We start from the raw sequence: 13186 nt of genomic DNA on the forward strand, positions 1-13186 counted from the left end.
GAGGAAACACGATGTCCACCATCAGGGGTAAAGCGTGGCTTGTCGCCAGCGCATTCGCACTTGTCGCCGGCACGCCGGCAGCTTACGCCGACAGCCAGGCGCTGATCCTGCGCGGCGCGCGCGTGCTGACCATGGACCAGCAGAAGCCCGAGGTGCAGGCCGTGGCGATCGTTGACGGCCGCGTTGCCGCCGTGGGTTCGGCCGACGACATGGCACCATTCCTGAAAGGGGCGACGGTCTATGACCTGCCGGCGGAGGCACTGGTGCTGCCGGGCTTCCAGGATTCGCACAACCATCTGATCTGGAGCGCGACCGAATTGCAGGACATCGACCTCAGTGGCGTTGCCGATGAGGCCGGCTTGCGCGCCGCGATCGAAAAGGGCGTGGGCAAATTGCCGGAAAACGCCTGGATTCGCGCCAGCTTGTGGGACCCGACGACGCTGCCCAACGCGTCGGCCGCCGTTCTCGATGCCATCACCGGTCCGCGTCCGATTTTCGTTGCCGCCGCCGACAGCCATTCGGCCTGGGTGAACACCGCGGCCCTGAAGGCGGCCGGCATCACCGCCGAGACCAAGGCGCCGGAAGGCGGTCGCATCGAGGTGGATGCGCAAGGCCAGCCGACCGGTCTGCTGCGCGAAAGCGCCATGTCGCTGGTCAGCAGCCTGTTGCCGGAATATCCCGACAGCCAGGTCGATGCGGGCCTCGCCAAGGCGATGGCCGAGGCCGAAAGCTATGGCATAACCGCCATCATCGATCCCGCCGCCAAGGAATGGATGCTGCGCGGCTATCAGCGCGCCGACGCGGCCGGCAAGCTCAATCTGCGCGTGAAGGCGGCCGTGCAGATCGAGGCCAAGGAAGGCGCCGCGGCCGGTGTCGCCAAGGTGCTCGACTACAAGGCGCGCTATGCCTCGCCGCATCTCGAAGTCAACGCGGCCAAGCTTTTTGTCGATGGCGTCATCGAGACCGGTACCGCGGCGTTGATCGAGGCCTATGTCGGCAGCAATCAGGCCGGCGACCTTTTGTTCACGCCGCAGGCGATGAAGGAGATTGCCATCGCCGCCGACAAGGCCGGGCTGCAACTGCACGCGCACGCCATCGGCGACCGCGCGGTGCGCGCCACGCTCGATGCCTACGAGGCGGCGCGGGTCGCCAACGGCACCCGCGACAGCCGTCACCAGATCACCCATCTCGAGCTGATCGATCCCGCCGACATTCCGCGCTTCAAGGCGCTCGGCGTGCTCGCCAATATCCAGGCGCTTTGGGCTTATCCGGACCCCTATATCGTCAACCTGACCGAGCCGAAGATCGGGCCGGAGCGGTCGCAACAGCTTTATCCATTCGGCGCGCTGAAGCAGGCAGGCGCTTTGCTGGTCGGTTCGAGCGACTGGAGCGTATCGTCGATGAATCCGCTCGAAGCCATCCAGATCGCCGTCACCCGGCAGGACATAGCCGACCCTAACGGCCGGGTGCTGACGCCGCAGCACCGTCTGGAGGTGATGGACATGATCAAGGCCTATACGGCGAATGGCGCTTATGCGGCCTTCGACGAGGCGCAATCCGGCACGCTGACGGTCGGCAAGCGCGCCGATATCGTGGTGCTGGGCCATGACGTGACCAAGATCCCCCCGACCCAGATCGCGGCGACGAAAGTGATGCTGACCCTGATCGAGGGAGACGCGGCCTATAAAGGCGAGGCTTTGCCCAAGCCGACGATGCCGTAACCAGCGGAGCTTGAACTCTTCGGGAGCGCGACCGGCTTAGGCCGGGTGCGGCTCCCGAGGCGAGTTCCTATTCTAATCGGCGAGTGTCTTGGCGTAGTAGCGCACGGCCTTCTTGCCGCCATGGATGACGGCGTCGCCGACCTCGCGAAACCCCAACGCGGCATGAAAAGCGTCGGAGGCGGGATTGGGCGGGTCGGCATTCACCTCGCAGGTGACGAGTTCGTGGCCGGCGGCCGCGGCGCGCGCGAACAGATCCTCGTAAAGCCGGCGCGCATGGCCGCGCCCGCGCGCGCTGGAGGCGACGACGACGCGGTCGACATAGACGAAGCGCGGATAGCGGTCGCGAAACCACAGAAAGTTCGGGCTGTCATAGGTGGCGTCCTGGTCGAAGGTCATCAGGAACGCCTCGAGCCTGCCGATGCGGCGTGCATGGAAAGACGCGTCGAGCAGAGCGGTGAGCCGTTCCGGTTCCAGCCAGGAGAGCTCGGCGGCGTGCTCGTTGTTGAGTTCCAGGACCGCCGGCTCGTCGGCGGCAACGACGGCCTCGATGGGGAGCGGTGCCGTCATGCGCGGGCGGCTGCGATGGTGGCGGCCACCAGCGCCTCGTCGGTGAAGGTGTTGCGGTATTCGCGGTCGAGATCGTCGCCGCCCATGCCGACATTCGGGTTGCGGTAGCGCATGGCGCTGGCCTCGTGCCTGAGCGAGGCGAAGTGCATTTCGGTCAGCCCGGTCTTCGCCCTGACCGCGCCGATATTGTCGGCGTCGAGCGCGCCGCAGCCCATGATGATGATGCGTCCACCCGCCTGCCTGACCAGCGCGGCCAGAAGATCGGCGCCCTCGATGGCGGTGTCGCGCTGGCCCGAGGTCAGGACGCGTCCGACCTTGCAGCGGACCAGGGCTTCCAGCGCCTCGGCTGCGTCGCGCGTCATGTCGAAGGCGCGGTGGCAGGTGACGGCGAGCGGGCCGGCTGCCTCGACGAGCGCGGCCATGCGGACCTCGTCGATGGCGCCATCGGCGGTCAGGCAGCCGACGACCACGCCGGCGACGCCGAGTTCGCGAAGCGCCGCGACGTCGGCCAGCATCGAACGATATTCGTCGTCGCTATAGAGAAAATCGCCGCCGCGTGGCCGCACGATGACGTGGAACGGAATTTTCGCCAGTTCCAGGCCCAGCCTTGCGGTGCCGAGGCTGGGCGTGATGCCGCCCTCGACAAGGCTGGCGCAGAGCTCGACGCGGTCGGCGCCGGCGCGCTCGGCGGCAAGCAGGCCGTCAATGTCTTCCACGCAGATTTCAATCACCGGGAGTTTTTTCGTCGGGTCGAGGCTGGCCAAGGTCGTTTCCAATTCGGGTTGAAGCGGGCGTTTTCGTTCGGGCGGAAGCTGGGGATGCCCTAGCACCGCATGGGATCAAGCGGAAGCGGGCAGGGCCGCCAAACAAGGCGGCCAGCGACCGTCCACGGGTCTTTCGGAGGGGGACGTTTTCCCGTCCCGGTCCCCGGTTCGGTGTTTTGTTCAGCATTTATTGTGGAGACAGCGAATGCCGCCGTACCCGCGCCACGGTGATCTTTCTATGGTCGCCGTTGCAAATCACCACGGGACCAAGATGCAGACAGAGCAGAAGATCGCAGCCGCAATCGCCACCGAGATCGGCGCGGCCACCGCCCAGGTCGTCGCCGCCGTCACACTTCTGGACGAAGGCGCGACGGTGCCGTTCATCGCCCGGTACCGCAAGGAGGTGACCGGCGGCCTCGACGACACGCAGCTGCGCAATCTTGCCGAACGGCTCGGCTATCTGCGCGAATTGGAAGCGCGCCGTGTCGCCATTTTTCAGGAGATCACCGGGCAGGGCAAGATGAGCGACGAGCTGGCGCTCAAGATCGCCGGCGCCGTCACCAAGGCCGAACTGGAAGACCTTTATCTGCCGTATCGGCCGAAGCGCCGCACCAAGGCCGAGATCGCGCGCGAGCGGGGGCTCGGGCCGCTCGCCGAGGCATTGTTGGCGGACCGTTCGCTCGATCCGCACAAGACGGCGGAAGCCTATGTGGCGGGCGAAGTGGCCGACGTGAAGGCCGCACTTGAAGGCGCGCGCGACATCATCGCCGAACAATTGGCCGAAGACGCAACGCTGATCGGCGCTTTGCGCGACTATATGAAGCTCAATGCCGTCGTCACCTCCGCGGTGCTGGACGGCAAGGCAGAGGCCGGCGCCAAGTTCTCCGACTATTTCGCCTATTCCGAAAAATGGTCGACCGTGCCGTCGCACCGGGCGCTCGCCATCCTGCGCGGCCGCAACGAGGACATTTTGTCCATCGCCATCGAAGTGGATGCCGATATCGCTTCGCCGAACAAGCCGGTGGAGCACAAGGTGGCGGCGACGCTGCGGATCGGCAGCGGCGCGGCCGACCAATGGCTGCGCGACGTTGCCGGCTGGACCTGGCGGGTCAAGCTTTCGCTGCAACTGTCGCTCGACCTGATGCGCGAATTGCGCGAGCGCTCCGAGGAAGAGGCGATCCGCGTCTTCTCGCGCAATCTCAAGGATTTGTTGCTCGCCGCTCCCGCCGGCTCGCGCCCGACGCTCGGCCTCGATCCGGGCATTCGCACCGGGGTCAAGGTGGCGGCGATCGACCAGACCGGCAAGCTGGTGGAGACGGCGACCATCTATCCGTTCCAGCCGAAGAACGACGTGCGCGGCGCCCAGGCCGAGCTGGCCAGGCTGATCGTCAAGCACAAGATCGAGCTGATCGCCATCGGCAACGGCACGGCCAGCCGCGAGACCGAGAGGCTGGTGGCCGAGCTTCTGGCCGACATGCCGGCACCGACGCCGACCAAGGTGATCGTCTCCGAGGCGGGCGCCTCGGTCTATTCGGCGTCGGAGACGGCGGCGGCCGAGTTCCCCGGTCTCGACGTGTCGCTGCGCGGCGCCGTCTCGATCGGGCGGCGCCTGCAGGATCCGCTGGCGGAGCTGGTCAAGGTCGAGCCGAAATCGATCGGCGTCGGCCAATACCAGCACGATGTCGACCAGTACCGGCTGGCCAAGGCGCTGGATGCGGTGGTGGAGGACGCGGTGAACGCCGTCGGCGTCGATCTCAACACCGCCTCGGTGCCGTTGCTGACGCGCGTTTCCGGCCTTGGCCAATCGATCGCCGAGGCGATCGTGGCGCGCCGCGACGCCGACGGTCCCTATGCCAGCCGCGCCGACCTGCTTTCGGTGCCGCGGCTCGGCGCGCGCACCTTCGAGCAGTGCGCCGGCTTCCTGCGCATCCGCGACGGTGCGGAGGCGCTCGACGCCTCGTCGATCCACCCGGAGGCCTATCCGGTGGCGCGCAAGATCGTGGCCAGCTGCGGCCGCGACATTCGCGCGCTGATGGGCGACAGCACCTCGCTGCGCAAGCTCGATCCAAAACTGTTCGTCGACGAACGGTTCGGCCTGCCGACGGTGAAGGACATCCTGCTCGAATTCGAGAAGCCGGGCCGCGACCCGCGCCCGGATTTCAAGACGGCGACCTTCGCCGACGGCGTCGACGACATCAAGGATTTGAAGCCCGGCATGCTTCTGGAGGGAACCGTCACCAATGTCGCCGCCTTCGGCGCCTTCGTCGATATCGGCGTGCACCAGGATGGGCTGGTGCACGTCTCGCAGCTTGCCGACCGCTTCGTGAAGGACGCGCATGAGGTGGTGAAGGCCGGCGACGTGGTGAAGGTGCGGGTCGTCGAGGTCGACGTGGCGCGCAAGCGCATCGGCCTGACCATGCGACGCGACGGTCAGGCACCGGAACGCTCGACACCGGCGGCGAAACCGGCACCCGGCGGCGGCAAGAACCACGCCAGCAAGCCGGACAATCGAGGCGGCCAGTCGCAACAGGGTTCGTTCGGCGCGGCGCTGTCGGAGGCGCTGCGCAAGCGCTGAGAAAACCGGCCTTTTACGACGGCTCCGGCGTTCGCCGGGTAGAGCGATCGCGGCACCAGGTTTGCACCGGCGTGGCGATTGGCCTATGTGAGCGGGCATCAACGGGCAGTCGTCGATACGTGAACACCAACGCAAAATCGGGCGGGCAGGGCGCCTATGGCGATCATCGCCTGTCCATCGCGCCGATGATGGACTGGATGGATACTTAAATAAATTCAGCTAGTTATGAGATGTTGTGTGCAAAAAGCGCACACGAAAGTTCTGCTTCTCTTCTTTTTTCGTTCCCACGAAGGAGCCGCCGACAGGCCTTTTCGGACGCTCTCCTGCCGACGATATTTGCCGCTCCTATGCGGAATGTTCGCCGGAATATCCGTGGACTTCATTGTCCGCTGCGGTGTCCAGTTTGCCTGGGGTTCTTGGAAGCTTTTCGAACTTTCTGGCTGGTGCCGCCAGCCGAATTATCCGGGCTAGTGGAGGAAATCAGGCTTGATTGACCTGCACACGGTCTAGCGATGTTAGAAGCAAGTTTGGCACCGCTCGACGGCAGAATGATTTCCGCTGACTGATTGTGCGGAGCCCTATCTTCCTAATAACGCTTCCAACGACTTGGCGCCGGAAGACTGAGTATCGAGTGTCTGGACCCTTAGCGGAAGGCGAAGTCAGTCGGCTTCGCGCAATTTGTGCGAGACGAGGGCAACGCCTATTTTCCATATCTAAGCGTCTAAGGGCAAATCGACTTCGTCAAGATCGCAAATAGCCCAAAACTGAACTCGGCGATGGAACCTGCAGGTAGGCCAAAAGCGTGATCGTTGGTTTTGACGGGTAGTGCCGCAAAGCACATTTTTGCCTTTCGGCGCGCACTGCCTGAAGGCTGTCGCGCCGAAAAGATGATGGAGGGGTGCGCACTCGAAGTGAAGGGTCTATTTAGAGGGGTGCAACCTTCCACGAAAGCACATGATATGCAGCCGACCAACCGGGGTTTGTCTGCGAAAAAAACACGATGGCTGGACCAACCTTGTTTCGATTTGTGATGTGGTCCGTGGCGGAGACGCTATATGCGTCCGAGAAATTCTGACCATCTCTAGAGAACGACCAAACGAAATTTGAGCCGTTGTAGGTCAATCTCGACCAAATCGGAGATGAAGGCGCTGGCAATCCCGTATCTGAAAAAGCACTATCGTTGGAGTAGCTATCGAACCCGGTTCCACCGGACATTTTCAAATAGTCAAATCTATATGCACTGTTTCCGTTGGCGCTTATGCCGAACGTGATGGTCCGGCTGTTCGCAACGTCCCTGACGGCTATCCCTGGTAAATTGTATGTGGACAATGGGCCTGAATACACTGTCAGCATTGTGGCTTGCCAATTCCCGGATGGCGCATCGACTTCTGCCATCATCGCACGGTTGTTCGCTACCGTGCTTGCCGTGAGTGCCATGCCTCTGGAGGTTGCGGTAATAGCTGCGCCTACTGGCGCAGTGGTCGATGTTGTTAGAGCAAAATTCGCCGCGATTGGCTTTGCCACTGCAGAATAATTCAACCAATCGACATCCCCGCCGCTACCACTCCCTGTGGTTGCAATCGTGATGCTTCCTGGGCCATTTAGGATCGCAATTCCTGGCCCCGCGGTAATAGCACCCGCTTGCGGGGGATGACCACTGGAGCCAATGAGAACCTGACCATCGGTCAATGGGGTAACTCCACCAAAACCACCGGTCCCGTTGTTGAATTGGATGGAATTTTGCTGCCCACCAGGTGCAATGTTGGTCACGCAGTTCCCAAGGGCATTGAAATTCGCCATCACTTGCGTGGCGTCAGCAACTTGTCCATTCGTCAATTGGTTCGGTAGAACGCATTGGCCGAATGCTGCCTTCGTAGCAACGAGGACCGTGCCAAAGGCAAGAGCGAAATTGATCTTCCTCATCGTCGCAAACTTCCTCGAATTGGATACTAATTTAGGCTGACAAGTGTCCAGGACAGAACTTGCTGCGATACGGGCCATGTAGGGTATACAGGTTCGGAGAAGAGAATCGCTGGTCCGACACGATCGACGTTTACGAGATAATCGTCCGCTGCCGCCGAGTAAGCGGTTACAAAGAACTGACCGTCGCGAGAGAAAGCCCACGACAGGGTCGTGCCGTCGTAGGTAAGGCGGGTCCAAAGTGGCTCGGATGGCGCGGGCAATCCGATGTCCTGAAAAGTGGCTGCCGTGCCAAGGAGGCGATCCAGTCCTGATCCGCCAGAGGACCTTAGATAACTGAAGCGATAGTCGTTTTGTCCCAGCGCTCCAATTCCAAACTCAACTGCGCGATTGTTGACGGAGTCCCTGACCGCAATTGCAGGAACACTGGAGTTTGATGCTGCCCCCGTATAGGCGGTGAGCATTGTTGCCTGCCACTTTCCGCTCGGGGCGGGAGTTTCGGCCATCATCGCTGTGTTGGCGGCCCCTCCCGTCGCAGTCATTGCAAACCCACGCACAGTGGCCGTAATCCCAGCACCGCTTGGAGGCGTTGTCGATGTGCGGAGGGAAAAAGCGGCGACTGACGGCCGGACGACGGCAGCTGAATTGAGCCAGTCAACAGCGGTTTCGTTGCCGCCGCTGGGAGCTGCAATGATGATTCCGCTCGGCGAAGATTGGATGTTTATTCCAGTTCCGGCTGTAAGGGTCGAGTTCATTGGGAGGGCGCCTGTCGACCCGATCAATAATTGCCCATCGGACAGTGTATTGGTTCCTCCAAAGCCGCCAGAAGAGTCTCGTACCTGAACAGAATTGGCAGAGCCGGCAGGAGAGTTTTTGACAATACAGTTGGAGACCGCGGAGAAGTTATTGTTCACCGGGGTTGCGTCTACGGGCTGGCCATTGATGATCGCGCTCGGCATCGGGCAATCCGCAAAGGCAGAAGATGTTGAAATAACAAAGCCGCCTAATAGCGCGACCGCAGGTACAAAACGCAAAATGACTTGCATCTGTCACCTCAATTCGGATGGATAGCGCGAGTAGCTACAATTAATTTGAAGATGTCAAGTATCAAAATTGAAGATTGTCGGATCATGGCAATGGTAAGAATAAAAGTTTATTGAATACAAAATTTAAATAACCAAAACAATTGGACTAATAAATTTTCTATGCTGGATTAACTAATTCAATTTACGAAACTACTCACCGTTGTTAGACGTTGAGCGTCTTCAATGATGAATTGGCATTCAATCCTGACTGGCTAACCCGTATTGGCTAAGCTTTTCTGGGGTGGATATTCGCTGGCGCATTTCGTTAAATTCGTTGGATTGGCAACCTTGTAGCATTTCAACCGGAGGCGGCGCATGAATGCACGCTTGAGAGTTCAATGCTTCTCATTGTCGGTTTTATTTATTTCTGCAGCCATGGGGTCGGCCGCTGCAGATCAATCTGGCGTTTCATTTAGCTACGATCCGGCCGGGCGCCTGGTGACAGGTTTTTACAATCAACTGCGGTGTCTGGTTTATGGTTATGACCCCGCCGGAAATCGAACGTCACAGGTTTTGGTCACCAAGGCTGCAGCACCTCCGGTGTGGGGTGTCGCGCAATGGAACGGTTTCTCCTGGACATCCGGGATGCTCAACCCTGTGTGGGGAGTGGGCAACTGGGGGTGCTTGAATTGGACAAGCAACTAAAGGGGCGCGGTAACCGCACTCTTTGACGACCACCCACGTTCCGTAGGCTGCGGCCGCGACATGTTCAATGTGGGTCTGTCTTATTTGCACATGAGGGTCGGAATGAGATTGATACGGCAATTCTTCGTCCTCGCTGCGTTGCTGGCGTCATTTGCCGCACAGAGTGCGGTTTTGGCGGCGCCGATCGTGTCACCCACTGAGACAGCCGCTGTGTCAAAGCCCAGTTCTTTGACCGAGGCGATGCGAGTTGCGCGTTTCGAGGAACCGCTCGTGGCGACTGAAGCCACCAGTTCTGCCGAAGATGCAGCCTTGCGGCATGCCTTGAATGCCTACAATCAGAGGACAGATCTGGCCAACTACGGCGATTTGGTCGCGTTCCTGGAATCCAACCCGCACTCCCGCTGGGCATCCGCGATTTGGGCCAACCTTGGGCTGTCTTACCTCCACGATGGCCACTTTTCGAAGGCGATCCACGCCTGGCAGTCTGCATGGGTCGCAGGAAAGAGTTCGAGGGAGCCGCGCGCCAGGGCATTGGTTGATCGAGCCGTTGGAGAGCTTGCACAGCTCTACGCAAACTTGGGCAAGACAGACGAGCTCGCAGCGCTGTTTCGCGACATCGGGGATCGTCCAATTGCAGGCTCCGCAACGGAGACAATTCAAAGTGCAAGCGAGCAACTGGCGCTTACCACGCGGGATCCGCGACACCTGTTCATCTGCGGTCCCCTTGCGCTGAAGCAGTTGCTGTTGGCTCGCAAGGTCAGCTTTGAGAAGGCTGATCCTCTGCAGTGGTATAAAGCCGGGCCCAACGGAACCAACTTGGCCGAAGTCGGTCGTCTCGCCGACGATGCCGGATTCGCGCATCGGCTGGTCATACGCAGGCCGGGTGAGCCAGTTCCCGTTCCGTCAATCGTGCATTGGAAAGTAGGGCATTTCGCAGCCATCGTTGGTGAGGCGAACGGAAGATACCACGTTAGGGATTCTGTGTTTTCCGGAACTGACCTCTGGGTGACCAAGGCTGCGCTGGATACCGAGGCAAGTGGATATTACCTTGTTCCGCAAGATTTGGACCCCGCCAAACAATGGCGGGATGTCGAACCCTTTGAAGCCGCTTCGGTTTGGGGGAAGGGGCCGACCAATGGTGACAGACCAGGTGGCAACAATGATCCAGATGCCAACGGCGGCGGTGGTGGCGGTGCTGGCGGTGGCGGTGGTGGCGGTGCTGGCGGCGGCGGTGCTGGTGGTGGCGGTGCTGGTGGTGGCGGAGGTGCTGGTGCTGGCGGACGTGGACCTAATGGCGGCTGTGGCCTGTGTTTCTATAACATCAAAGAAGCGAGTGTCGCGGTCACGATCACCGATCGGCCAGTGGGCTACAATCCACCAATTGGCCCGTCGGCGATGGTCGAGATCAGCTACAATCAACGGCAGGACAGCCAGCCCGCGAACTTTAACTTCTTCAACATCAGTCCAAAATGGTCGTTGAACTGGCTGAGCTATGTAACGGATGATCCGACGAATCCAGGCGCCAACGTCTCATCCTACCTGCGAGATGGGACCACGTTCTTCTATCTCGGCTACCAGGCTAGGAACGGAAGATTTGCTGCGCAGGATGGCGATGGATCCATCTTGGTACGCGCGTCTGGTTCTCCAATCACCTACCGCCATCTCATGCCTGACGGTAGCGTTGAAATCTATGCGCAGTCTGACGGGGCCGCTGCCTATCCTCGGCGAATTTTTCTGAGCAGGGTGATCGATCCGCAAGGCAACGCGGCCACTCTGAATTACGATGGCCAGTTCCGGCTTATTTCACTGACCGATGCTGTCGGGCGCTTAACCACATTTAGTTATGAGTTGGCGACATCCCCTTTGCTCATAACCAAGATCACGGATCCCTTTGGGCGCAGCGCTGTTCTGGCATATGACGGAAACGCGCGCCTGAAATCGATCACTGACACGATCGGCCTGACATCGAGTGTCAGCTATGATGACAACTCCCTCATCAACGCCCTGACGACTCCCTATGGCACCACAAAGTTCGCCTACACTGCCCCGGGATCAAGTGGCCCGCCTCGTTTCGTTGAAGTAACGGACCCGCTAGGCTACCACGAACGTGAAGAGTGGCTTGAGCCTGCGCCCATTCCCGAGAGCGATCCGGCGGCGACCGTGCCGCAAGGAATGCCGCTCGCCCCGCTCAATCAATACCTAAAGTATCGAAACAGCTTCCATTGGGACAAGGATGCCTACGTCGCGGCAGGATGCACCTCTGGCGGCGGCTGCGACTATACCAAGGCTAGAATCCGGCACTTCGTTCATATGCCGGACACCTCGATCAAAGGGACGGCGATCGAGAGTGTCAAATACCCCTCTGAAAATCGGATCTGGTATAACTATCCGGGTCAATCCCTCAGTGCTTACGGGGGAACTTTTGGCAAACCGATCGCGATCGGGCGGGTGTTGGATGACGGAACCAGCCAGGTCAGCCGCTATTCTTACGACACGGGTGGCTTTTTCAATCTCACCCAGGCGATCGATCCAATTGGGCGGACAACGAACTATACATACGCCAACCAGATTGACCTGACCTCTATCAGCCAGACGACTGAATTCGGCGTTCAGCAAACCATCGCGCAGTACGTTTACAACACCCGTCATCGTCCGGTGATCTATACGGACGCTTCCGGACAAATTACCACTTACACGTATAACAACGCAGGGCAGCTAACCTCGGCCACGAACCCTCTCGGCGAGAAGACGAGCTATCGATACAACGCGTCCAGCCGGCTGATCGAGGTTATCAACGCCAACAATGCGACCGCAGCGTTCTACACCTACGATAGCTTCGAGCGGATAAGGACATTCACGGACTCAGAAGGGTGGATCGCAACCTACGATTATGATGCCGCAGATCGCCTAACAAAGATTGCTTATCCTGATGGCACAAGCGATCAGTACGCCTACGACAAGCTCGATCTCGCATCTTATCGTGACCGTGAAGGCCGCCAGTGGACATATCGTTATGATGCCAATCGGCGATTGACATCGGTGACAGATCCGCTCGGCCAACGCGTGCTGTTTGGCTATAGTCGCATTGGCAATCTCTCGAGCCTCACCGATCCTAAGAACAACATCACACGTTGGTCCTACGATGTGGAGGGTCGGCTCAGCCAGAAGACCTATGCAGATAATGGTACGCTCACCTATACGTATGAAAATACAACGAGCCGCCTCAGGTCCACTCTCGACGCACTTGGGCAATCAAAACAGTACAGCTACACCGGCGACAATCAAATTGCAGCTATCAGCTATCTGAACGCCATACACTCAACACCAAATGTAGTACTCGCCTACGATCCGTATTTCCTGCGCCTGGCTTCAACGACGAGTAACGGCAGCACGACATCCTATGATTACTACCCAGTAGGTTCATTGGGCGCTTTGAATCTCAAGCAGGAGGGTGGGCCGCTAGCCGATAGCACGATCGAGTATGCCTATGACGCATTGAACCGGGTAGCCACGCGCACCGTCCAGGGGGCGGGTGCTGAGACGTTCGGGTATGATGTCCTTGGGAGGCTAACCTCTCACGCTAGTGACCTTGGTTCGTTTACTCTCGGCTATCTGGGTCAAACAGCCCAGATCACGTCGCGAAGGCTTGCAAGCAGTACACTGGCAACGAGTTGGAATTACCTGCCCAACTCTGGCGATCGACGGTTGTCTCAAATCAGCAATGTCGGTCTCTCGGTCGGCCAGTACTCGACATACGATTATGAACCGCCCCGGGTTTGCCGGAGGCTCCAACTTCCAAATAGGATGGAGCCATGACGAGCAAAACGACGAACAAGTTTTCCCCTGAGGTGCGCGAGCGTGCGGTGCGGCTGGTGTTGGATCACGAGGCCGATCATTCCTCCCGCTGGA

8 protein-coding genes are annotated in these 13186 nt (G+C 59.8%); 4 read left to right on the plus strand and 4 right to left on the minus strand.

Features of this window, described 5'->3' with window-relative positions; genetic code table 11:
- Positions 1-11 precede the first annotated feature (11 nt).
- Positions 12-1721, plus strand: coding sequence for an amidohydrolase (locus AB4136_RS25645; RefSeq protein ID WP_024925281.1), 1710 nt, complete (start codon positions 12-14; stop codon positions 1719-1721).
- A gap of 72 nt (positions 1722-1793) precedes the next feature.
- Here AB4136_RS25645 and AB4136_RS25650 read toward each other — a convergent pair whose 3' ends face one another.
- Positions 1794-2288: a GNAT family N-acetyltransferase gene (locus tag AB4136_RS25650; RefSeq protein WP_024925280.1), complete on the minus strand. Its 495-nt coding sequence runs from the start codon at positions 2286-2288 to the stop codon at positions 1794-1796.
- A complete protein-coding gene (locus AB4136_RS25655) occupies positions 2285-3052 on the minus strand; it encodes a copper homeostasis protein CutC (protein WP_137901406.1) in 768 nt (255 codons plus the stop codon). Before AB4136_RS25655 ends, AB4136_RS25650 begins: the two co-directional genes overlap by 4 nt.
- 271 nt (positions 3053-3323) lie before the next feature.
- On the opposite strand from AB4136_RS25655, the gene AB4136_RS25660 reads away from it, so the two are divergent.
- Entirely contained in the window at positions 3324-5627 is a 2304-nt protein-coding gene (locus tag AB4136_RS25660) for a Tex family protein (protein ID WP_024925278.1), read from the plus strand.
- A gap of 924 nt (positions 5628-6551) precedes the next feature.
- Here the strand turns inward: AB4136_RS25660 and AB4136_RS25665 are convergent.
- Together AB4136_RS25665 and AB4136_RS25670 are read right to left on the minus strand one after the other, a co-directional pair.
- Positions 6552-7550, minus strand: a complete 999-nt coding sequence (locus AB4136_RS25665; RefSeq protein ID WP_081766938.1) for a hypothetical protein — start codon at positions 7548-7550, stop codon at positions 6552-6554.
- A 26-nt stretch (positions 7551-7576) separates the two neighbouring features.
- Positions 7577-8593 (minus strand): hypothetical protein, encoded by a 1017-nt coding sequence (locus tag AB4136_RS25670; RefSeq protein ID WP_244431260.1) that lies wholly within the window; start codon positions 8591-8593, stop codon positions 7577-7579.
- A gap of 354 nt (positions 8594-8947) precedes the next feature.
- Here AB4136_RS25670 and AB4136_RS25675 point away from each other — a divergent pair, with 354 nt between their 5' ends.
- Both AB4136_RS25675 and AB4136_RS25680 read left to right on the plus strand, forming a co-directional pair.
- The gene (locus tag AB4136_RS25675) at positions 8948-9277 is read left to right on the plus strand and encodes a hypothetical protein (RefSeq protein WP_137901405.1); all 330 of its coding nucleotides are present in this window, start codon (positions 8948-8950) and stop codon (positions 9275-9277) included.
- A 102-nt stretch (positions 9278-9379) separates the two neighbouring features.
- Positions 9380-13093 carry an RHS repeat-associated core domain-containing protein gene (locus AB4136_RS25680; RefSeq protein WP_441931717.1) on the plus strand — a complete coding sequence of 1238 codons (3714 nt, stop codon included), beginning with the start codon at positions 9380-9382 and terminating at the stop codon, positions 13091-13093.
- The last annotated feature ends 93 nt before the right edge of the window (positions 13094-13186 follow it).

Source organism: Mesorhizobium sp. 2RAF21, from assembly GCF_052115345.1.
Classification (GTDB): domain Bacteria; phylum Pseudomonadota; class Alphaproteobacteria; order Rhizobiales; family Rhizobiaceae; genus Mesorhizobium; species Mesorhizobium terrae.